Consider the following 21,697-nt stretch of genomic DNA (forward strand, 5'->3'; position numbering starts at 1 on the left):
GTAACGGGGTACCTTGCGTTGCAGCCGGAGGGATTGTCTGTGAGTGTCGACCTCAAAGATATCATGTTATCCAAGTATGATTACCAAAGTGACGAAGACATTGTCGAAGCGGTCCGTGAAGGTGAAAGCGAAGCGCTGGAGTTTTTGATTAACAAATATCGTAACTTTGTCCGCGCCAAGGCAAGATCTTATTTTCTGATTGGGGCTGACCGGGAAGATATCATTCAAGAAGGAATGATTGGACTCTATAAATCCATTAGGGATTTCAAAGGGGACAAGCTCGCTTCTTTCAAAGCCTTCGCCGAGTTGTGTATTACACGACAGATTATTACGGCAATCAAGACAGCAACACGTCAGAAGCATATTCCGCTTAATTCTTATGTATCACTGGACAAACCTATTTATGACGAAGAGTCCGATCGTACGTTACTCGATGTGATTTGTGGAACACAGGTCAGCGATCCGGAAGAACTTATCATCAATCAGGAAGAGTTTGTGGGCCTGGAAGATAAGATGTCTGAGATTCTGAGTGATCTGGAACGTAAAGTATTGATGTTGTATCTGGACGGGAGATCTTATCAAGAGATTGCAGTGGATTTGGACAGGCATGTGAAGTCCATTGATAATGCACTCCAGCGCGTCAAGCGTAAACTTGAAAAGTACCTGGAAGTTCGAGATAATTGAACACATGTTGTCGTTGACGGAAAAGGCTCGGGGTTTGAGTCTTTTTTTGCTGCCTCAAGTTTATAAAGTTAAAGAATGATTATACTAGTAATCGCTTGGTCCATGCAGGAGAAGAGAAAAACAGAGATGAGAAACAGAATGTGTTTGATAGGAACTTTTTACCCATTGATGAAAGGCTATTCTTTCATTGACATGGTTATACCCTTATGATAAAGTGTTTTAGGTAGGCCTAAATTCGCGGCTTTTTTTTAGGATCAATTTAGAGACTCCGCTTGAATGTGGAAGTCTTCGGGAGGTGTACATCATGCGGGTAATTATTACTTTGGCTTGTACAAACTGCAAACAAAGAAATTACACTACGACAAAAAACAAGCGTAATCACCCCGACCGCATGGAGATGAAGAAATTTTGCAAGTTTTGTAACGAGCAGACTTCTCATCGCGAAACCAGATAGTTTTTTGGAGGTGTAGTCGGCGTGAAACGTAGTTTCAAATCTCTGATTTCCTTTTTCTCTGAAAGCTGGGCTGAACTTAAAAAAGTTCGCTGGCCTAATCGTAAAGAGCTGACCAACTACACATTGATCGTTCTTGGTACTGTTGTGGTTATGACGCTGTTTTTTTGGGTCATTGATATCGGCATCTCCGCTGTGATCGAAGCGATTATTTAAGAAGGGTCCCAGGTGGCTTGATATGGAAAAAAGATGGTACGTCGTTCATACCTATTCAGGGTATGAGAATAAGGTCAAAGCCAATTTGGAAAAACGCGTAGAGTCCATGGGCATGGAAGACAAGATTTTCCGCGTTCTTGTTCCTATGGAAGAAGAAGTGGTAAACAAAGACGGTAAGAAAAAAACCGTTATGCGTAAAGTTTACCCCGGATATGTCTTGGTGGAAATGGTCCAGACGGATGACTCTTGGTATGTTGTTCGCAACACGCCAGGTGTTACGGGATTTGTCGGTTCGACAGGTTCCGGGTCCAAACCAACAGCCTTGCTGCCTGAAGAAGTGGAACAAATTCTGAAGCACATGGGCATGGTTGAGCCGAAGCCAAAAATTGAATTCGATATTAAGGAATCCGTACGTATTAAAGTTGGTCCTTTTGCGAATTTTGTGGGCTCCGTGGAAGAAATTTTGGTAGACAAAAGCAAGTTGAAAGTGCATGTGAACATGTTTGGACGGGAAACACCGCTTGAGTTGGAATACACGCAAGTGGAGAAGATATAGTCTCTTCAAGTTTCTTGTGGGAGGGCTGAGAGGCCCGTTAACCACTATTTTGCAAGGAGGTGTCAATCATGGCAAAAAAGGTAATCAAAATGGTAAAACTGCAAATTCCAGCAGGTAAAGCGAATCCAGCGCCTCCGGTAGGTCCAGCTTTGGGTCAAGCAGGTGTCAACATCATGGCATTCTGTAAAGAGTTCAACGCTCGTACAGCCGATCAAGCGGGATTGATTATTCCTGTTGAAATCACAGTATTCGAAGACCGTTCCTTTACTTTCATCACTAAAACTCCACCAGCAGCAGTTCTGTTGAAAGTGGCAGCTAAAGTGGAAAAAGGATCCGGCGAACCGAACAAGAAAAAAGTCGCTACCGTTAAACGTGATGCGGTACGTCAAATCGCGGAACAAAAAATGCCTGACCTGAATGCTGCTGACGTTGAGTCTGCAATGCGTATGGTCGAAGGTACTGCCCGCAGCATGGGTATCACCATCGAAGACTAATTTTTCATCTGAAACATGGCTTCGTAAAGCCGGCCGATTCGCGGCCGGTTGATGTGGGAGGTATATCCGCTAACACCACAAAGGAGGAATATAACATGGCTAAACACGGTAAAAAATACCTGGAAGCTGCTAAGCTGATTGACAGCGAAGCAACTTACGAGCCTTCAGAAGCTGTAGAGCTTGTGAAAAAGGCAGCCACTGCAAAATTCGATGAAACGATCGAAGCAGCAGTACGCTTGGGCGTTGACCCACGTAAACAAGACCAGGCAGTACGTGGTGTTGTTGTCTTGCCACACGGCACAGGTAAAACACAACGCGTATTGGTATTTGCAAAAGGTGACAAAGCGAAAGAAGCGGAAGCGGCTGGCGCGGACTATGTTGGTGATGCAGACATGATCAACAAAATCCAACAAGGCTGGTTCGAATTCGACGTCTGCGTAGCGACACCGGACATGATGAGTGAAGTAGGTAAATTGGGCCGACTGCTCGGCGGTAAAGGTCTGATGCCTAACCCTAAAGCCGGAACGGTAACTTTCGATGTATCCAAGGCTGTTCAAGAAATCAAAGCCGGTAAAATCGAATATCGTCTGGATCGTGCAGGTCAAATTCATGCACCGATCGGTAAAGCTTCTTTCTCGGCAGAGCAATTGAATGAGAACCTTAAAGCTCTCATGGATGCTTTGACTCGTGCTAAACCGGCGGCAGCAAAAGGTGTTTATCTGAAGAATGTAAGTCTTTCTTCCACGATGGGCCCTGGCGCACGCGTGAACGCAGCATCTTTTAGATAATATCACTTGACAGGCTTGTCCTGTTCTGATATTCTATAAAAGTTGTGAGTCCGAGTGACTGACCGTTGACATTTGAATATGCTTACCGTAGACAGTAGGTGCCATTTTGGCTTAATTTCCTGCCGAGGTGTGATTATAGAACTTAGAACGATGAAAATCGGTTATGAGTATATATCAAGCCTTCGTGATTCTACGGAGGCTTTTCTTAATGGGATAAATTTGATCAGGAGGTGTACAGTTTGGCAAACGCAAAAGTGATTCAAGCAAAACAAGAGTCCGTTGATGCAGTAACAGCAAAATTGCGCGAGAGCGCTACTAGCGTTGTTGTTGACTATCGCGGTTTGAACGTTGCCCAAGTAACTGAGCTGCGTAAGCAGCTTCGTGAAGCCGGAATCGAATTCCAAGTGCTGAAAAACTCGTTGCTTCGCCGCGCAGCAGCTGCAGCAGAACTGACAGAACTTAACGAAGTACTGACAGGTCCTAGTGCAATTGCATTCAGCGTAGACGACGTAGTGGCTCCAGCCAAAATTCTGAACGACTTCGCGAAAAAGAACGATGCACTGGAATTGAAAGGTGCAGTCGTAGAAGGTCGCGTAATTGGAGTAGAAGAAGTCAAAGCATTGGCAGAATTGCCATCCCGCGAAGGTCTCCTCTCCATGCTCCTCAGCGTGCTTCAAGCGCCAGTGCGCAACTTCGCGCTTGCGGTTAAAGCTGTTGCTGAAAAAGAAGAACAAGGCGCGTAAGCAACTTGATCTGAATGCTGCTTAGGCAGTGTGAAATACAAAAAAATAATATTATATATGGAGGTTCAATCATGAGTAAAGAGCAAATCTTGGAAGCAATCAAAGGCATGACTGTACTGGAATTGAATGATCTCGTTAAAGCAATCGAAGAAGAATTCGGCGTAACTGCTGCAGCTCCAGTAGCTGTTGCAGGTGGCGGAGCTGCTGCAGCTGAAGCTGAGCAATCCGAGTTCGACGTAATCTTGACTAGCGCTGGTGCTTCCAAAATCAACGTTATCAAAGCAGTTCGTGAAATCACAGGTCTTGGCCTGAAAGAAGCAAAAGAAGTGGTTGACAACGCTCCAAAACCACTGAAAGAAAAAGTAAGCAAAGAAGAAGCAGAAGCGGTTAAAGCTAAGCTTGAAGAAGCAGGCGCTTCAATCGAAGTTAAATAATTTAGCTTTCATTAGCTAAATGAACAAAACAACAAACCCCTTGACTTATATCAAGGGGTTTGTTGCTGTAATTGTAAAAGGAAAGTGAGTGAGGACATGTCCAATCATTATTATTCGGACAAACCGCAGGTGGCACATGACAGACGGGCTACAGAAGCGGAGCTACGCGGATGGAAATTACGACTCGTTACGGATGCAGGGGTATTTTCCAAAAACGGAATCGATTACGGCAGCAGAGTGTTGATTGATGCTATAGAGTTGCCTGCTGGAGCTCATGTACTGGATGTGGGCTGCGGGTATGGACCCATTGGTCTTACAGCAGCTAAACTTGTACCGGATGGACATGTCACCATGATCGATATCAATGAGAGAGCGGTTGAGCTCTCCAGGGAAAATGCAAAAGCGAACGGCATAACGAATGTAACGGTTATGCAAAGCAATCTTCTGGCTGAAGTTAAAAAAGAAGACTTTGACGCGATTCTGACCAATCCTCCGATCCGTGCGGGTAAGGAAACCGTGCATGCGATCTTTGAACAGGCATATGGTCATTTGAAGATGGGCGGAGCGTTATGGATTGTCATTCAGAAAAAGCAGGGAGCACCTTCGGCAAAAGCGAAGTTGGAATCTCTCTTTGGACGAGTGGAGGAAGTAACGAAGGATAAAGGCTACCGAATTTTCAAAGCGGTAAAGTTGGAAAAGGCGCCTTTAGGCTAAATCCGGATTTGTAAAGTAAGCAGGGTGGCATTTTTTTTGCAATAGGACTATTGACTTGAAATTCAGGTCGTGGTATTATTGTAAAATGTCAGTATTAAGATGCCCTACTTGGCTTTAGCTAACTAAAAATGTCAACCTTTTTTTACGCCGAACGGGCTTATTATGCCTACGTTTGGCGTATAATATGTACATTTTGGGCAAACTGGGGATATGTATGATTTGGAAAGACATCCGCCGATCAAAGTTGCTCTTTTTTCGAACGACATTCGAGTAAGGGCTTTTCTTTATTTGTGGATGCATTGCTTTGCTCTGTATGTGTACCATTATAAGGTTACAAACAGAGGTTCGCAACGAAATTTTTAAAGTGAGTAGACATTGAGGGGTGAGTTTAAGTTGGCAGGACATCTTGTTCAATATGGTCGACGCACTCGGCGCAGTTATGCACGAATTAACGAGATACTCGAAGTTCCGAACCTGATTGAGATCCAACAAAAATCTTACGATTGGTTTTTGGAGGAAGGGTTGCGCGAAATGTTCCAGGATATCTCGCCGATCCAGGATTTTACAGGTAACTTGATTTTGGAATTTATCGATTACAGTCTCGGTGAACCGAAGTATACAGTAGACGACGCGAAAGAGCGTGACGTTACTTATGCAGCACCGCTTCGGGTCAAAGTCCGGCTCATTAATAAGGAAACCGGCGAAGTCAAAGAGCAGGAAGTATTCATGGGAGATTTCCCGCTGATGACCGACACCGGCACATTTATTATTAATGGTGCGGAACGGGTTATTGTCAGCCAGTTGGTTCGCTCTCCTAGCGTTTACTTCAGTACCAAAGTAGATAAAAACGCCAAAAAAACGTATACCGCTACAGTTATTCCTAACCGCGGCGCTTGGCTCGAACTGGAGATGGACGCGAAGGATGTTGTTTACGTCCGGATCGACCGCACACGTAAAATACCGGTGACGGTTCTCCTGCGTGCACTTGGTTTTGGCACAGACGCTGAGATTCTGGATCTGCTCGGTAATGACGAATATATTCGCAATACGCTGGACAAAGACAATACGGATTCCACGGAGAAAGCGCTGATTGAAATTTATGAGCGTCTTCGTCCGGGCGAGCCACCAACGCTGGATAATGCGAAAAGTTTGCTCGTAGCCCGTTTCTTTGATCCAAAACGTTATGACCTGGCTAATGTGGGTCGTTACAAAATCAACAAAAAGCTTCACATCAAAAACCGTTTGTTCAACCAACGTTTGGCTGAGTCTCTTGTGGACACCGAAACCGGTGAAATTATCGCTGAAGCAGGTCAAATGATAGACCGTCGTCTGTTGGATGAAATCATGCCGCAACTGGAGAAAAGTGTTGGTTTCCGCACATATCACGTCGCTAATGGCGTTTTGGATGCCAATGATATCCCGATGCAAACGATTGATGTGTTTTCACCGATTGAGGATGGTAAGGTCGTTAAACTGATTGCCAATGCTAACATTGATAAATCAGTGAAGAACGTTACACCGGCTGATATCATTTCCTCCATCAGTTACTTCATTAACCTTCTGCATGGCATCGGAAGCACAGATGATATCGATCACCTGGGTAACCGTCGTCTCCGCTCGGTTGGTGAACTCTTGCAAAACCAATTCCGTATCGGTTTATCCCGTATGGAACGTGTAGTTCGTGAGAGAATGTCCATTCAGGATGCTAACGTAATCACGCCTCAGGCATTGATTAACATACGTCCTGTTATCGCATCCATTAAAGAGTTCTTCGGTAGCTCCCAATTGTCACAGTTTATGGATCAAACGAACCCGCTGGGTGAGTTGACGCATAAACGCCGTCTGTCCGCACTCGGACCGGGTGGTTTGACACGTGAGCGTGCCGGCATGGAAGTCCGTGACGTGCATCCATCCCATTATGGCCGGATGTGTCCGATCGAGACACCGGAGGGACCAAACATTGGTTTGATCAACTCCCTGTCGACATTTGCCCGTGTGAACGAATATGGATTCATTGAAGCTCCTTATCGCTGGGTAGATCCGAAGACCGGTGTCGTAACCGAGCAAATCGATTACCTGACAGCAGACGAAGAGGACAACTATGTCATCGCTCAAGCGAATGCGAAGCTGAATGAAGACAGCACTTTTGCCGAAGAAGCGATCATTGTACGTTACAACAAGCAATCGGATAACATCCTTACGATGCCGAGTGAACGTGTTGACTACATGGACGTATCTCCTAAGCAGGTCGTATCTGTCGCTACAGCGCTCATTCCGTTCCTTGAGAACGATGACTCAAACCGTGCGCTCATGGGATCGAACATGCAGCGGCAAGCCGTTCCACTCTTGATTCCTAAAGCTCCGCTGGTCGGAACAGGTATGGAACATAAAGCCGCGAAAGATTCCGGTGTATGTATTGTCTCCAAATATGACGGGATTATTGAACGTTCTTCTGCGAATGAGATTTGGTTGCGTCGTGTTGAAGAAGTTGATGGTCAAGAAGTCAAAGGCGATATCGTTAAATATAAATTACACAAATTTATGCGTTCGAACCAAGGAACATGCATTAACCAACGTCCGATTGTCAAAAGAGGTGCTGTTGTCAAAGCTGGCGACATCCTTGCAGACGGTCCTTCGACGGAAATGGGTGAATTGGCACTGGGACGTAACGTAGTAGTTGCCTTCATGACTTGGGAAGGTTACAACTACGAGGATGCGATCTTGCTCAGCGAAAAACTCGTTAAAGAAGATGTGTATACATCCATTCATATCGAGGAATATGAGTCTGAAGCACGTGATACTAAGCTCGGACCTGAAGAGATCACACGTGATATCCCGAACGTAGGGGAAGAAGCGCTGCGTAATCTGGATGAGCGCGGTATTATCCGTATCGGTGCAGAAATCAGTGCCGGTGACATTCTGGTTGGTAAAGTAACACCAAAAGGTGTAACGGAACTGACTGCAGAAGAACGTCTCCTGCATGCGATCTTTGGTGAGAAAGCGCGTGAAGTACGTGATACTTCCTTGCGTGTACCTCACGGTACTGACGGTATCGTAGTTGATGTAAAAGTCTTTACCCGTGAAAACGGTGATGAACTGCCTCCAGGTGTTAACCAACTCGTTCGTGTCTATATCGCTCAAAAACGGAAAATTTCCGAGGGTGATAAAATGGCCGGACGTCATGGTAACAAAGGGGTCGTGGCCCGTATCCTGCCGGAAGAAGATATGCCTTTCCTGCCGGACGGTACACCAGTTCAAATCGTTCTTAACCCGCTGGGCGTACCTTCCCGGATGAACATCGGTCAAGTGCTTGAAGTTCACTTGGGTATGGCAGCCATGCAGCTCGGTATTCACGTAGCTACTCCTGTATTCGACGGAGCGAAGGAGTATGACGTCTTCGATACGATGGAAGAAGCAGGTATGCAGCGAAATGGTAAAACCGTTCTGTACGACGGTCGTACGGGAGAAGAGTTCGAACGTGAAGTTACTGTCGGCGTCATGCATATGATCAAGCTGGCGCACATGGTTGACGATAAAATCCATGCTCGTTCCACAGGTCCTTACTCACTCGTTACGCAACAGCCTCTGGGTGGTAAAGCCCAGTTTGGTGGACAACGTTTCGGGGAAATGGAAGTATGGGCGCTTGAGGCTTATGGTGCAGCCTATACACTGCAAGAAATCTTGACTGTTAAGTCCGATGATGTTGTAGGTCGGGTGAAAACGTATGAGTCCATCGTCAAAGGCGAGAATGTTCCAGAACCAGGTGTTCCTGAATCATTCAAAGTATTGATCAAAGAGCTGCAAAGCTTGGGTATGGACGTTAAGATTTTGAGCGAAGATGAGCAAGAGATTGAAATGAAAGAAATGGACGATGAAGATGACGCTGCGAGCGATAAGCTCAGCCTCAACCTTGAGGGTACAGAGGTCGGAGCGGAGTAACCGCTTCGGGCGCATGATGACCGGCGTTTTTCATCAGGCTCGCGTCTTGCTCCGGCTTCGGCCGGAGGGGGCGTAACCTAGAATACAGGACTTGGTTAAGGAGGGTTGCTCCTTGTTGGACGTCAACAATTTCGAATACATGAAGATCGGGCTTGCTTCCCCAGAAAAAATTCGTTCTTGGTCCCGCGGAGAAGTGAAAAAACCGGAAACGATCAACTATCGTACGTTGAAACCGGAAAAAGAAGGGCTGTTCTGCGAAAAGATTTTTGGCCCTACAAAAGACTGGGAATGTCATTGCGGTAAATACAAACGCGTCCGTTATAAAGGCGTTGTCTGTGATCGTTGTGGCGTTGAAGTCACACGTGCGAAAGTACGCCGCGAACGGATGGGCCATATTGAGCTCGCTGCTCCGGTATCGCATATCTGGTACTTCAAAGGTATTCCGAGCCGCATGGGTCTCGCTCTGGATATGTCTCCAAGATCTCTCGAGGAGATTATTTATTTTGCATCATATGTAGTAACTGATCCAGGAGAAACTCCACTGGAGAAAAAACAGCTGTTGTCCGAGAAAGAATACCGCAGCTACCGTGAGAAATACGGATATGGATTCCACGCTGGCATGGGTGCAGAAGCGGTTAAGAAACTGCTTCAAGACCTTGATGTGGATAAAGAGCTTGAATTCCTGAAGGAAGAGCTCCGCACTGCACAAGGACAACGTCGTAACCGTGCAATCAAACGTCTGGAAGTTATCGAAGCGTTCCGCAACTCGGGTAATAAACCTGAGTGGATGATCATGGATGTACTTCCTGTTATCCCACCGGAACTTCGTCCAATGGTACAGCTGGATGGTGGACGTTTTGCAACGTCTGACCTGAATGACCTGTATCGCCGTGTAATCAACCGGAACAATCGTCTGAAACGTTTGCTTGACTTGGGCGCGCCAGACATTATCGTGCAAAATGAAAAACGGATGCTGCAGGAAGCTGTTGACGCATTGATCGACAACGGCCGTCGTGGACGTCCTGTAACGGGTCCTGGTAACCGTCCTTTGAAATCCCTCAGCCATATGCTGAAAGGTAAACAAGGACGTTTCCGTCAGAACTTGCTCGGTAAACGGGTTGACTATTCCGGTCGTTCTGTTATCGTAGTCGGACCTTACCTGAAAATGTATCAGTGTGGTCTGCCTAAAGATATGGCACTTGAACTGTTCAAGCCTTTTGTTATGAAAGAGCTTGTAAATAAAGGGCTTGCCCACAACATCAAGAGCGCTAAACGTAAAGTTGAGCGTGTAAGTCCTGAAGTATGGGATGTTCTTGAAGAAGTAATTAAGGAGCACCCGGTTCTGCTGAACCGTGCCCCTACGCTTCACAGACTCGGTATTCAAGCGTTTGAACCGATTCTCGTTGAAGGTAAAGCGATCCGTCTTCACCCGCTCGTATGTACGGCATACAATGCCGACTTTGACGGTGACCAAATGGCCGTGCACGTTCCATTGTCTGCTGAAGCTCAAGCAGAAGCACGTATCCTGATGCTTGCATCAGGTAACATTTTGAACCCGAAAGACGGTAAACCGGTTGTTACCCCTTCCCAGGATATGGTGCTTGGTTCTTACTACCTGACCATGGACAACAAGGAAGAAAAAGGAACAGGCATGATCTTGCGTACGGTAAACGAAGCTGTATCCGCGTACCAACGTGGAACTGCAGGTTTGCATGCACGCGTAGCGATCCCGGTTAGAGCGCTTGGCAAAACAAGCTTTACCGATGAACAACAAGATGCAATGTTGCTGACTACAGTCGGTAAAATCATCTTTAACGAAATCTTCCCGGCGAGCTTCCCTTACATCAATGATGCAACTCGTGCGAACCTTTACCAAGGTACTGCAGAGCATTCATTTGTGTATGAGAAGGGTGCTGACCTTAGAGAAGCGATTATGAACGCTCCTTTGGCTGGTGGTGTCGGTAAAGAATATCTCGGTTCTATCATCGCACGTTGTTTTGAAATTTATCATACAACGGAAACAGCCGTTATTTTGGATAAAATCAAACAACTCGGATTCACATACTCCACTCGCGCTGGTATCACTGTAGCGGTGTCGGATGTTATCGTTCCACCTGAGAAATTTGAAATTCTTAGACAGTCTGAGGAAAAAGCACAAATCGTTACGAACCAATACCGTCGTGGTCTGATTACGAACGAAGAGCGCTATGACCGCATCATTGATATCTGGTCGAAATCGAAAGATGATATCACCGAGATTCTGATGAAATCGATGGATCGCTACAATTCCATCATGATGATGGTTGACTCCAAAGCACGGGGTAACAAGTCGCAAATCACCCAATTGGGCGGTATGCGTGGGCTGATGGCCAACCCATCCGGTCGAATCATTGAACTCCCAATCAAATCGAACTTCCGTGAAGGTCTGACGGTACTCGAGTACTTTATCTCGACTCACGGTGCCCGTAAAGGTTTGGCCGATACGGCCCTGCGTACAGCGGATTCAGGTTACCTGACCCGTCGTCTCGTAGACGTGGCACAAGACGTGATCGTGCGTGAAGATGATTGTGGTACAGATAAAGGCTTTACCGTAAGCCGTATCCAGGATGGTAAAGAGGTTATTGAGGATCTCTACGACCGTATTGAAGGCAGATACTGCTTCGAGACTGTTCGTCATCCGGAAACAAAAGAAATTATTGCACACCGTAATGAACTGATTGACTCTGATAAAGCTGAAGCAATCATCAAAGCTGGAGTAACCAAACTACAAATCCGCTCCGTACTTAGCTGCCGTGCACGTCACGGTGTCTGCAAGAAGTGTTATGGTCGCAACTTGGCGACTGGTAAACACGTGGAGATCGGTGAAGCAGTTGGTATTATCGCAGCACAATCCATTGGTGAGCCAGGAACACAGCTGACAATGCGTACATTCCACACCGGTGGTGTAGCCGGAGACGATATTACGCAAGGTTTGCCGCGTATCCAGGAGTTGTTTGAGGCTCGTAATCCTAAGGGTCAAGCAACAATCAGTGAGATCGACGGTGTTGTTAAAGAAATTCGCGAAGCGAAAGATCGTCGCGAAATTGAAATTCAAGGTGAAGCAGAATCCAAAGTTTACTCTGTTACCTACGGTTCTCGTGTACGCGTTAGCGAAGGCATGGAAATTGAAGCAGGCGACGAGTTGACAGATGGTTCTATCGATCCAAAAGAAATGCTGCGCATTAAAGGCGTACGTGGCGTACAGAACTACATTTTGCAGGAAGTACAACGCGTATACCGTAACCAAGGCGTAGAAATCAATGACAAACACGTTGAAGTTATGATCCGTCAAATGTTGCGTAAAATCCGTATCGTCGATGCAGGGGACACTACATTGTTGCCAGGATCGTTCGTGGATACGCATGAGTACGAAAGAGCTAACAAGACAGCGATTCTGAGTGATAAAGAGCCAGCGGTTGCAAAACCAATTCTGCTCGGTATTACGAAAGCATCCCTGGAAACAGACTCCTTCCTCTCGGCGGCTTCGTTCCAAGAGACTACACGTGTATTGACAGATGCAGCGATCAAAGGTAAAGTCGATCAGTTGCTCGGTCTGAAAGAGAATGTAATAATCGGTAAACTGATTCCTGCAGGTACAGGTATGCACCGTTACCGCAGCATCAAATTTGCTGAGCCGGAAGATGGCCAATCTTCGGTAGAAGAACTTGAGCCAGTTTCGGTTGATTAAGATATTTCACTAGATTCATCCTTATTATAAGGGTGAACTAAAGTTTTGTACGCCGGGAGGCGACGGCTGTTTCATACAGACGGACGCTTCCCGGTATAGCAAAACTTGCAAATAAATGTTTTAGGATTAGCATTGACAATGCTTGCGCTAGATGCTAATATATCAAAGGTGCGTGGGCAGCTGATTGTATATGGTCCTATTCGGAGGAATGAACAATGTCTAATGAAAAAGGTCTGCAAGATGCTCATGTCAAAATTGGTACCAAACAGACCATGCGGATGGTCCAGTCAGGAATGGCTGCTGAAGTCTATGTGGCTGAAGATAGTGATCCGCAGCTCACTTCCAAAATCATTGCCTTGTGTGAACAACACAATGTGAAGTACACGAAAGTGGACACAATGAAAAATCTCGGCAAAGCCTGCGGGATTGGAGTGGGAGCAGCAATGGCTGCTGTCGCAAAATGATAGAGTAAGGAACGTTTTTGTCCGAGAACTTTTAGGGATTCTCTAAGGCAAAAACTTTTCATTTGTCTTTTTATGAACCGCCTGGGTCTGTGGACTTAGCGTAAAGAGGTTTATAAAGAAACATGAACAATTGAGGAAGGGGGTGGCAATCACATGCCAACTATTAACCAACTGGTTCGTAAAGGACGTCAAGCTAAAGTTGATAAGTCCAAATCGCCAGCTTTGCAAAAAGGGTTCAACGCTTTGAAACGTGAATCAACTAACATCAGTGCCCCACAAAAACGTGGTGTCTGCACTCGTGTAGGTACAATGACTCCACGTAAACCAAACTCTGCACTTCGTAAGTATGCCCGTGTTCGTTTGACGAACCGTCTCGAGGTAACTGCTTATATCCCGGGAATCGGACATAACCTTCAAGAGCACAGTGTTGTGTTGATCCGCGGAGGTAAAGTTAAAGACCTTGCAGGGGTTCGTTATCACATCGTTCGTGGAGCTCTTGATACTGCAGGCGTAAACAACCGTATGCAAGCTCGTTCGAAATACGGTGCTAAACGTCCAAAAGCTAAAAAAGCCTAAAACATTATAAGTAGCCATCCTATATACCTTTTGGATTAATATCTGAAAGTGTTGGATCGGCTCAACAAGAAAGAAAGGGGGATATCCATGCCACGCAAAGGTCCAGTTACGAAAAGAGACGTGTTGCCAGATCCGGTATACAACAGCAAGTTGGTTACTCGTTTGATCAACCGCATCATGCTCGACGGAAAACGCGGTGTTGCTCAAAGCATTCTGTATAATGCGTTCAAGTTGATTCAAGAACGTACGGGTAATGACCCGATGGAAGTATTTGAAGCAGCAATCAAGAATATCATGCCAGTCCTGGAAGTTAAAGCTCGCCGTGTCGGCGGTGCCAACTACCAAGTACCAATCGAGGTAAAACCAGAGAGACGTACTTCTTTGGGATTACGTTGGCTCGTGAACTACTCCCGCAACCGCGGTGAGAAAACAATGGAAGAGCGTTTGGCGGCTGAGATCATCGACGCTTCCAACAACACAGGCGCTTCCGTTAAGAAACGTGAAGACACGCACAAAATGGCTGAAGCGAACAAAGCGTTTGCTCACTACCGTTGGTAGGATTCAGTTCACAATAATAACTTCAATTTTGAAGGGAGACCCATTTCATGGCAAGAGAGTTCTCCTTGAAAAATACACGTAATATCGGGATCATGGCTCATATTGACGCGGGTAAAACCACTACAACTGAGCGGATCTTGTTCTACACAGGCCGTACGCACAAAATCGGTGAAGTTCACGAAGGCGCTGCGACAATGGACTGGATGGAACAGGAACAGGAGCGCGGGATTACGATTACTTCCGCTGCGACTACCGCTGCTTGGAAGGGCCACCGCGTTAATATCATTGATACCCCGGGACACGTTGACTTCACTGTTGAAGTTGAACGTTCCCTTCGTGTATTGGACGGAGCAGTTGGTGTATTCAGTGCGAAAGAAGGCGTTGAGCCTCAGTCCGAAACCGTATGGAGACAGGCTGACAAGTACGGCGTACCTCGTATCGCTTATGTAAACAAAATGGATATCATCGGTGCTGACTTCCTGAACGTTGTATCTGACATGCGTGATCGCCTTCAAGCGAACGCAGTTGCGATTCAACTTCCTATCGGCGCTGAAAATGATTTCAAAGGTATCATTGATATCGTTGCACAAAAGGCTCATATGTACAAAGATGACCTGGGACAAGATATCGAAGAAACCGAAATTCCTGCGGAATTTGTTGAGCAAGTTGCAGAACTCCGTAACGAATTGGTTGAGCGTGTTGCAGAACTCGACGAAGATTTGACAATGAAATACCTGGAAGGCGAAGAGATCACTATTGATGAGATCAAAGCGGCCCTCCGTAAAGGTGTTGTTGATGTTAAGATCTTCCCGGTTATCTGTGGATCCTCGTATCGTAACAAAGGTGTTCAACTGATGTTGGATGCTGTTATCGACTACTTGCCGGCTCCGACAGATGTTCCATCTATCACTGGTCATCTTGAAGATGGAACTGAAGCAATTCGTAAGTCATCCGATGAAGAGCCTTTCTCCGCATTGGCCTTCAAAATCATGACTGACCCTTACGTTGGTAAATTGACATTCTTCCGCGTTTACTCCGGTGTTCTTCAATCCGGATCTTACGTATTGAACGCAACTAAAAACAAACGTGAGCGTATCGGTCGTATCCTTCAAATGCATGCGAACAGCCGTCAAGAGATCACTGAAGTTTACTCCGGTGACATTGCAGCTGCTGTAGGTTTGAAAGATACGGGTACAGGTGATACACTGTGTGATGAGAAAAATCCGGTTATCCTGGAGTCAATGAACTTCCCTGATCCGGTTATCGAAATCGCCGTTGAACCTAAAACCAAAGCTGACCAAGATAAGATGGGTGTTGCTCTCGGTAAGTTGACTGAAGAGGATCCTACTCTTCGTGCTCATACTGATGAAGAAACAGGCCAAACGATCTTGGCAGGTATGGGTGAGCTTCACCTTGATATCATCATTGACCGTATGCGTCGTGAGTTCAAGGTTGAAACTACTGTGGGTAAACCACAAGTAGCTTACCGTGAAACTTTCCGTGCACCAGCGCGTGTTGAAGGTAAATTCGTTCGTCAATCCGGTGGTCGTGGTCAATACGGTCATGTATGGGTTGAGTTCGAACCTCTCGAGGCGGGTACAGGCAGCCAGTTCGAAAGTAAGGTTGTCGGTGGTTCTGTTCCAAGAGAATACATTCAACCAGCTCTTGCAGGTATCGAAGAGCAAATGAAAAATGGCGTTATCGCAGGCTTCCCGCTTGTTGACGTTAAGGCTACAATCGTAGACGGATCTTACCATGATGTCGATTCCAACGAGATGGCATTTAAAATTGCCGGATCGATGGCGCTGAAAGCTGCGAAAGACAAATGTAAGCCGGTTCTGCTTGAGCCAATCATGAAAGTAGAAGTAACCGTTCCAGAAGAGTATATGGGTGACGTTATGGGTATGCTTAACTCCCGTCGTGGCCGCATCGAAGGTATGGATTCACGTAGTGGAGCCCAAATCATCCGTGCTAAAGTACCTTTGTCTGAAATGTTCGGATACTCTACAACTCTTCGTTCCGGTACTCAAGGACGCGGCGTATTCTCCATGGAGCTTTCTCACTATGAAGAAGTTCCTAAGAGCATCGCTGAAGAGATTGTTGCCAAAACAAAAGGAACCGAGTAGTTTTCTCTCATTGAATGAAAGTGCATAAGAGTCATGTATTCTTTGCACTTCATTTAGTGAAAACATAAAATTATAATTTTAAGGAGGCCACGTTCAAATGGCAAAGGCTAAATACGAACGTAATAAACCCCACGTTAACATTGGTACTATCGGTCACGTTGACCATGGTAAAACAACTCTGACTGCTGCAATCACAACTGTATTGTCTAAAACTTACGGTGGTGCAGCAATCGCATTCGATCAAATCGATAAAGCTCCAGAAGAGCGCGAACGCGGTATCACAATTTCTACATCACACGTTGAGTACGAAACTGACACTCGTCACTACGCTCACGTAGACTGCCCAGGTCACGCCGACTATGTTAAAAACATGATCACTGGCGCGGCACAAATGGACGGAGCTATCTTGGTAGTATCCGCAGCTGACGGCCCAATGCCACAAACTCGTGAGCACATCTTGCTCTCCCGTCAAGTAGGCGTACCTTACATTGTTGTTTTCTTGAACAAATGTGACATGGTTGAAGACGAAGAGTTGTTGGAATTGGTTGAGATGGAAGTTCGCGACCTTCTTAACGAATATGAGTTCCCAGGTGATGATACTCCAATCACTCGTGGATCCGCTCGTGAAGCTCTGCAAAACCCTGATGGTGAGTGGGCTCAAAAAATCATTGAGATGTTCAAAGAAATCGATACGTACATCCCACTGCCTGAGCGTCAAACTGACAAACCTTTCTTGATGCCTGTCGAGGACGTATTCTCCATCACTGGTCGTGGTACTGTTGCTACAGGTCGTGTAGAGCGTGGTACTGTTAAAGTCGGCGAAGAGATCGAAATCGTTGGTATTACTGAAGAAACTAAAAAATCCGTAGTTACGGGCGTTGAGATGTTCCGTAAATTGCTGGATTCCGCTCAAGCGGGTGACAACATCGGCGCATTGCTGCGTGGTGTTGATCGTACTCAAATCGAGCGTGGACAAGTTTTGGCAAAACCGGGTTCTGTTAAGCCACACACAGAGTTCTCTGCACAAATCTACGTTTTGACTAAAGAAGAGGGTGGCCGTCATAAGCCTTTCTTCACTGGATACCGTCCACAGTTCTACTTCCGTACAACTGACGTAACGGGTATCATCAACTTGCCAGAAGGTACTGAAATGGTAATGCCTGGTGACAATATCACGGTTACTGTTCAACTGATCTCCCCAATCGCGATCGAAGAAGGAACTAAGTTCTCCATTCGTGAAGGCGGACGTACAGTTGGTGCAGGTTCCGTAGCAACTATCCAAAAATAATTCAGCTTATCGCTGAGTAAGCATATGCAACAGTGTACTGGAACGAGTAACATTGTACTGTAACGAAGCTTCGGAAGAGTTCTTTATCCGACATCGGATAGAGAGCTCTTTTATTATGTAATAGTTTCGGAACCTGCGTCATACGAAATGAATATCATTTACGAGTTTAGAAGGATTGGCAAGGCAGCCTGGATATTGAAGATAAACACTGCAATAAACGAAGTCATTTCATCAGAAATGATAAGTTTAAATGTTTTTCTTAAATATGCTTGCAATACGCCCATCTTTTCTATATAATAATGAATGTTGTTCTGTGACGTTGCGATGATGTGAGAGGTTACTGGCACACCCGGCCCCTTTGCCATGGGACAGTGGCTAGAAAATTTTCACGGAGTATGTCCGATAAAAAATTGGGCGATAGAAGGAGGGACTAAAATGGCAAAGCAAAAAATTCGTATTCGTTTGAAAGCTTACGACCACAGAATTCTTGATCAATCCGCGGAGAAAATTGTTGAAACAGCAAAACGTTCGGGTGCAGGTGTATCCGGTCCGATTCCGCTTCCTACTGAAAAACAAATCATTACTATTCTTCGTGCGGTGCACAAGTACAAGGATTCTCGGGAACAATTCGAACAACGCACACATAAGCGTTTGATCGACATCGTTAACCCGACTCCACAAACTGTGGATGCCTTGATGCGCTTGGATCTGCCGTCCGGTGTAGATATCGAAATTAAATTGTAATACAAGCTACAACAAAGACCATGTATAAAGGAAAAGAGGTGTCAACATGAAAGCAATCTTAGGAAAAAAACTCGGAATGACTCAAGTATTTACACCTGAGGGTAACGTTGTACCAGTAACGGTTATCGAAGCAGGCCCTTGTGTTGTTTTGCAAAAGAAAGACATTGAGAACGATGGCTACGAAGCAATTCAAATCGGTTACTCCGATAAGAAAGAGAAAAATGCTAACAAGCCAGAAGCAGGACACGCTAAAAAAGCGAATACTGCCCCTAAGCGCTACGTTCGTGAAGTTCGCGGTATCAACATCGCAGAATATGAAGTTGGCCAAGAACTGAAAGCTGACATTTTCGCTGAAGGCGAATTCGTTGACGTAACGGGTATTTCTAAAGGTAAAGGTTTTGCCGGCGTTATCAAACGTTGGGGACAAAGCACTGGACCTATGTCACACGGTTCGCGTTACCACCGTGGCCCTGGTTCAATGGGTTCGATCCAAGCTAACCGCGTTCCTAAAGGCAAACGCCTGCCAGGACACATGGGACATGATACTGTTACAATCCAACGTCTTGAAGTAGTTAAAGTAGACGCTGAGCGTAACGTGTTGCTCGTGAAAGGTTCCATTCCTGGACCGAAAAACAGTCTCATTAAAGTTAAAGAAACAGTGAAAAAATAACCACTGAAGAAAGGAGGAACACAAAATGCCAAAAGTATCAGTTTACAATGTAGATGGTAGCCAAGTAGGCGAAGTTGAATTGAACGATGCGGTTTTCGGAATCGAGCCGAACCAACACGTTCTGTACGATGCAGTTCTTATGCAACGCGCTTCCCTTCGTCAAGGTACCCACAAAGTAAAAGGACGTTCTGAAGTACGTGGCGGTGGACGTAAACCTTGGAAACAAAAAGGTACAGGTCGCGCTCGTCAAGGTTCAATTCGTTCACCACAGTGGAAAGGCGGCGGTATCGTATTTGGTCCAACACCACGGAGCTATGCGTATAAACTGCCTAAGAAAGTTCGCCGTTTGGCGATCAAATCAGCCCTTTCATCCAAAGTGCTTGACAATGACATTATCGTTTTGGACGCTCTCACGTTGAGCACGCCTAAAACTAAAGAATTCGCAGCCATCTTGAGTAACCTCAAAGTGGGACGTAAGGCTTTGATCGTAGCTCCTAGCTATGATGATAATGTAGCTCTTTCCGCACGGAATATTCCAGGCGTGAAATTCGTAGCTGCTGACGGCATTAATGTTCTTGACGTGCTTTCGCACGACAAACTGATCATTACGAAAGAAGCAGTTCAGAAGGTAGAGGAGGTGCTCGCGTAATGAAGGATCCTCGTGATATTGTAAAACGTCCGATTATTACGGAACGTACTGCTGACATGATGAATGACTTGAAATATGTATTTGAAGTCGATATCCGTGCAAACAAAACCGAGATCAAGAAAGCCGTGGAAGCTATTTTCAACGTAAAAGTGAAAAACGTGAACACGCTTCGTGTTCCAGCTAAGCCAAAACGGTACGGACGTTATTCCGGATATACTAGCGAATGGAAAAAAGCGTTTGTAACGCTGACACAAGACAGCAAAACGCTTGAGTTCTTTGAAACTGTATAATTGAATTTTTGAAGTAAGGAGGGAAACCCAGTGCCAATCAAAAAGTATAAACCAACTTCCCCGGCAAGACGGAACATGTCCGTTTCTACATTTGAGGAAATCACCACAGATCAGCCGGAGAAATCGTTGTTGGCCCCATTGAGCAAACAAGCAGGCCGCAACAACCAAGGTAAAATTACAGTTCGTCACCACGGTGGTGGACACAAACGTAAATACCGTATCATCGACTTCAAACGTACTAAAGATGGAATACCGGGCCGCGTTGCTACGATTGAGTATGACCCGAACCGTACATCTAACATCGCTCTGATTCACTATGCTGATGGTGAAAAACGTTATATCATCGCTCCTAAAGGTTTGAAAGTTGGAGATCAAGTATTCTCCGGACCTGAATCAGACATCAAAATCGGAAACGCATTGCCACTCGAAAATATTCCAGTAGGTACTGTTATCCACAACATCGAGTTGAAACCAGGTAAAGGCGGACAATTGGTTCGTGCTGCTGGTACAGAAGCTCAATTGCTTGGTAAAGAAGAAAAATACGTTTCCGTTCGTCTCTCTTCCGGAGAAGTTCGTCGTATTCTGAAAGTTTGCCGCGCAACAATTGGATCTGTTGGTAACCAAGACCACGAGCTCATCAAAATCGGTAAAGCCGGTCGTAGCCGTTGGTTGGGTAAACGTCCTGAAGTTCGTGGTGTAGTAATGAACCCTAACGATCACCCACACGGTGGTGGTGAAGGTCGTGCTCCAATCGGACGTAAATCGCCAATGTCACCATGGGGTAAACCTACTCTTGGTTACAAAACGCGTAAGAAAAATAAAGCTTCTGATAAATACATCATTCGCCGCCGCACGAAGTAATACACATTGTGCATAATTTCGTGAGGCATCTGCGGATGCATAATAGCTACGTTTGAAGGGAGGATCTCCACATGGGTCGCAGTTTGAAAAAAGGGCCATTCATTGATGGCTACATGCTGAAAAAGGTAGAAGAGATGGAAGCATCCGGTAAAAAGCTTGTTATTAAAACCTGGTCCCGTCGTTCTACAATTTTCCCGCAATTCATCGGACACACATTTGGCGTATATGACGGTCGTAAACACGTACCAGTATACGTAACTGAGGACATGGTCGGACACAAACTGGGTGAGTTCGCTCCAACCCGTACGTACAAAGGCCATACTGATGATGATAAGAAAACAAGAAGATAAATGAACATCTTTAATGTTTGAGAGGAGGTTACACAATGGAAGCAAAAGCACATGCTAAGTTTATCCGGATTGCTCCTCGTAAAGTTCAACTCGTTGTTGACTTGATTCGCGGCAAGCAAGTTGGTGAGGCGGTTGCCATTCTCCGTCACACTCCGAAATCCGCTTCTCCGATTGTTGAGAAGTTGCTTAACTCCGCGATTGCAAATGCGGAACATAACTATTCTTTGGATGTTAATAACTTGGTCATTTCGCAAGCTTACGTGAACCAAGGACCGACAATGAAACGTTTCCGCCCTCGTGCAATGGGACGTGCAAGTCGTATTAACAAACGTACTAGCCACATCACTTTGGTGGTATCTGAAAAGTAGAAGGAGG

General features: G+C 45.7%; 23 protein-coding genes and 1 other annotated feature. All 23 genes read left to right on the forward strand.

The annotated features are described in order from the left end of the window. The first annotated feature begins 39 nt into the window (after positions 1-39). The 23 genes from sigH to rplV all read left to right on the forward strand — a co-directional run bounded on the left by sigH (position 40) and on the right by rplV (position 21,690). Positions 40-684, forward strand: coding sequence for an RNA polymerase sporulation sigma factor SigH (gene sigH / locus ACFVQB_RS33400; RefSeq protein ID WP_024633601.1), 645 nt, complete (start codon positions 40-42; stop codon positions 682-684). Positions 685-988: 304 nt separating this feature from the next. Next, the gene (gene rpmG, locus ACFVQB_RS33405; RefSeq protein WP_072735843.1) at positions 989-1,138 is read left to right on the forward strand and encodes a 50S ribosomal protein L33; all 150 of its coding nucleotides are present in this window, start codon (positions 989-991) and stop codon (positions 1,136-1,138) included. 21 nt (positions 1,139-1,159) lie between these two features. Next, entirely contained in the window at positions 1,160-1,351 is a 192-nt protein-coding gene (gene secE / locus ACFVQB_RS33410) for a preprotein translocase subunit SecE (RefSeq protein ID WP_053779219.1), read from the forward strand. 22 nt (positions 1,352-1,373) lie between these two features. After that, positions 1,374-1,907: a transcription termination/antitermination protein NusG gene (gene nusG / locus ACFVQB_RS33415; protein WP_024633599.1), complete on the forward strand. Its 534-nt coding sequence runs from the start codon at positions 1,374-1,376 to the stop codon at positions 1,905-1,907. Between the two features lie 68 nt (positions 1,908-1,975). Continuing rightward, positions 1,976-2,401, forward strand: coding sequence for a 50S ribosomal protein L11 (gene rplK / locus ACFVQB_RS33420; protein WP_024633598.1), 426 nt, complete (start codon positions 1,976-1,978; stop codon positions 2,399-2,401). Positions 2,402-2,496: 95 nt separating this feature from the next. Then, the gene (gene rplA / locus ACFVQB_RS33425; RefSeq protein ID WP_024633597.1) at positions 2,497-3,189 is read left to right on the forward strand and encodes a 50S ribosomal protein L1; all 693 of its coding nucleotides are present in this window, start codon (positions 2,497-2,499) and stop codon (positions 3,187-3,189) included. Between the two features lie 67 nt (positions 3,190-3,256). Next, positions 3,257-3,405 (forward strand) — a sequence feature (ribosomal protein L10 leader region). 23 nt (positions 3,406-3,428) lie between these two features. Next, a complete protein-coding gene (gene rplJ / locus ACFVQB_RS33430) occupies positions 3,429-3,932 on the forward strand; it encodes a 50S ribosomal protein L10 (protein ID WP_091001943.1) in 504 nt (167 codons plus the stop codon). Positions 3,933-4,003: 71 nt separating this feature from the next. After that, positions 4,004-4,366, forward strand: a complete 363-nt coding sequence (gene rplL, locus ACFVQB_RS33435; RefSeq protein WP_076292161.1) for a 50S ribosomal protein L7/L12 — start codon at positions 4,004-4,006, stop codon at positions 4,364-4,366. 96 nt (positions 4,367-4,462) lie between these two features. Next, a complete protein-coding gene (locus ACFVQB_RS33440) occupies positions 4,463-5,080 on the forward strand; it encodes a class I SAM-dependent methyltransferase (RefSeq protein WP_379449571.1) in 618 nt (205 codons plus the stop codon). Positions 5,081-5,473: 393 nt separating this feature from the next. Continuing rightward, entirely contained in the window at positions 5,474-9,019 is a 3,546-nt protein-coding gene (gene rpoB, locus ACFVQB_RS33445) for a DNA-directed RNA polymerase subunit beta (RefSeq protein WP_076292163.1), read from the forward strand. A 112-nt stretch (positions 9,020-9,131) separates the two neighbouring features. Next, complete coding sequence (gene rpoC, locus ACFVQB_RS33450; RefSeq protein ID WP_379449581.1) at positions 9,132-12,746, forward strand: DNA-directed RNA polymerase subunit beta'; 3,615 nt, start codon at positions 9,132-9,134, stop codon at positions 12,744-12,746. A gap of 215 nt (positions 12,747-12,961) precedes the next feature. Further along, positions 12,962-13,210, forward strand: coding sequence for a ribosomal L7Ae/L30e/S12e/Gadd45 family protein (locus ACFVQB_RS33455; protein ID WP_076292165.1), 249 nt, complete (start codon positions 12,962-12,964; stop codon positions 13,208-13,210). Between the two features lie 153 nt (positions 13,211-13,363). Further along, the gene (rpsL, locus tag ACFVQB_RS33460) at positions 13,364-13,786 is read left to right on the forward strand and encodes a 30S ribosomal protein S12 (RefSeq protein ID WP_056697677.1); all 423 of its coding nucleotides are present in this window, start codon (positions 13,364-13,366) and stop codon (positions 13,784-13,786) included. Positions 13,787-13,873: 87 nt separating this feature from the next. Next, positions 13,874-14,344, forward strand: coding sequence for a 30S ribosomal protein S7 (gene rpsG, locus ACFVQB_RS33465; protein ID WP_007432586.1), 471 nt, complete (start codon positions 13,874-13,876; stop codon positions 14,342-14,344). Positions 14,345-14,391: 47 nt separating this feature from the next. Further along, the gene (gene fusA / locus ACFVQB_RS33470) at positions 14,392-16,470 is read left to right on the forward strand and encodes an elongation factor G (RefSeq protein ID WP_063567424.1); all 2,079 of its coding nucleotides are present in this window, start codon (positions 14,392-14,394) and stop codon (positions 16,468-16,470) included. Between the two features lie 97 nt (positions 16,471-16,567). Next, a complete protein-coding gene (tuf, locus tag ACFVQB_RS33475) occupies positions 16,568-17,758 on the forward strand; it encodes an elongation factor Tu (RefSeq protein ID WP_053779209.1) in 1,191 nt (396 codons plus the stop codon). A 435-nt stretch (positions 17,759-18,193) separates the two neighbouring features. Continuing rightward, entirely contained in the window at positions 18,194-18,502 is a 309-nt protein-coding gene (gene rpsJ, locus ACFVQB_RS33480) for a 30S ribosomal protein S10 (RefSeq protein WP_017692074.1), read from the forward strand. 46 nt (positions 18,503-18,548) lie between these two features. Next, complete coding sequence (gene rplC, locus ACFVQB_RS33485) at positions 18,549-19,172, forward strand: 50S ribosomal protein L3 (RefSeq protein ID WP_024633587.1); 624 nt, start codon at positions 18,549-18,551, stop codon at positions 19,170-19,172. Between the two features lie 25 nt (positions 19,173-19,197). Continuing rightward, positions 19,198-19,821, forward strand: a complete 624-nt coding sequence (gene rplD / locus ACFVQB_RS33490) for a 50S ribosomal protein L4 (protein WP_017692076.1) — start codon at positions 19,198-19,200, stop codon at positions 19,819-19,821. After that, entirely contained in the window at positions 19,821-20,111 is a 291-nt protein-coding gene (gene rplW, locus ACFVQB_RS33495) for a 50S ribosomal protein L23 (protein ID WP_024633586.1), read from the forward strand. The genes rplD and rplW overlap by 1 nt, the downstream gene beginning before the upstream one ends. Positions 20,112-20,141: 30 nt before the next feature. After that, positions 20,142-20,972 carry a 50S ribosomal protein L2 gene (gene rplB, locus ACFVQB_RS33500; RefSeq protein ID WP_024633585.1) on the forward strand — a complete coding sequence of 277 codons (831 nt, stop codon included), beginning with the start codon at positions 20,142-20,144 and terminating at the stop codon, positions 20,970-20,972. Positions 20,973-21,043: 71 nt separating this feature from the next. After that, positions 21,044-21,322 carry a 30S ribosomal protein S19 gene (rpsS, locus tag ACFVQB_RS33505; protein ID WP_024633584.1) on the forward strand — a complete coding sequence of 93 codons (279 nt, stop codon included), beginning with the start codon at positions 21,044-21,046 and terminating at the stop codon, positions 21,320-21,322. A gap of 35 nt (positions 21,323-21,357) precedes the next feature. Next, positions 21,358-21,690, forward strand: a complete 333-nt coding sequence (rplV, locus tag ACFVQB_RS33510; RefSeq protein ID WP_024633583.1) for a 50S ribosomal protein L22 — start codon at positions 21,358-21,360, stop codon at positions 21,688-21,690. Positions 21,691-21,697 lie beyond the last annotated feature (7 nt).

The organism is Paenibacillus sp. NPDC057886 (assembly GCF_042796655.1).
In the GTDB taxonomy this organism is placed as follows: Bacteria; Bacillota; Bacilli; order Paenibacillales; family Paenibacillaceae; genus Paenibacillus.

Excerpts from the sequence above, each read along its gene's own strand:
- rpsS (WP_024633584.1), top strand. The coding sequence starts at position 21,044 with ATGGGTCGCAGTTTGAAAAAAGGGCCATTCATTGATGGCTACATGCTG.
- rpsL (WP_056697677.1), top strand. The coding sequence starts at position 13,364 with ATGCCAACTATTAACCAACTGGTTCGTAAAGGACGTCAAGCTAAAGTT.
- rplC (WP_024633587.1), top strand. The coding sequence starts at position 18,549 with ATGAAAGCAATCTTAGGAAAAAAACTCGGAATGACTCAAGTATTTACA.
- ACFVQB_RS33455 (WP_076292165.1), top strand. The coding sequence starts at position 12,962 with ATGTCTAATGAAAAAGGTCTGCAAGATGCTCATGTCAAAATTGGTACC.
- rpsJ (WP_017692074.1), top strand. The coding sequence starts at position 18,194 with ATGGCAAAGCAAAAAATTCGTATTCGTTTGAAAGCTTACGACCACAGA.
- rplK (WP_024633598.1), top strand. The coding sequence starts at position 1,976 with ATGGCAAAAAAGGTAATCAAAATGGTAAAACTGCAAATTCCAGCAGGT.
- ACFVQB_RS33440 (WP_379449571.1), top strand. The coding sequence starts at position 4,463 with ATGTCCAATCATTATTATTCGGACAAACCGCAGGTGGCACATGACAGA.
- rplL (WP_076292161.1), top strand. The coding sequence starts at position 4,004 with ATGAGTAAAGAGCAAATCTTGGAAGCAATCAAAGGCATGACTGTACTG.
- rplA (WP_024633597.1), top strand. The coding sequence starts at position 2,497 with ATGGCTAAACACGGTAAAAAATACCTGGAAGCTGCTAAGCTGATTGAC.
- rpmG (WP_072735843.1), top strand. The coding sequence starts at position 989 with ATGCGGGTAATTATTACTTTGGCTTGTACAAACTGCAAACAAAGAAAT.
- rpsG (WP_007432586.1), top strand. The coding sequence starts at position 13,874 with ATGCCACGCAAAGGTCCAGTTACGAAAAGAGACGTGTTGCCAGATCCG.
- rplV (WP_024633583.1), top strand. The coding sequence starts at position 21,358 with ATGGAAGCAAAAGCACATGCTAAGTTTATCCGGATTGCTCCTCGTAAA.
- rplD (WP_017692076.1), top strand. The coding sequence starts at position 19,198 with ATGCCAAAAGTATCAGTTTACAATGTAGATGGTAGCCAAGTAGGCGAA.
- nusG (WP_024633599.1), top strand. The coding sequence starts at position 1,374 with ATGGAAAAAAGATGGTACGTCGTTCATACCTATTCAGGGTATGAGAAT.
- tuf (WP_053779209.1), top strand. The coding sequence starts at position 16,568 with ATGGCAAAGGCTAAATACGAACGTAATAAACCCCACGTTAACATTGGT.
- rplW (WP_024633586.1), top strand. The coding sequence starts at position 19,821 with ATGAAGGATCCTCGTGATATTGTAAAACGTCCGATTATTACGGAACGT.
- fusA (WP_063567424.1), top strand. The coding sequence starts at position 14,392 with ATGGCAAGAGAGTTCTCCTTGAAAAATACACGTAATATCGGGATCATG.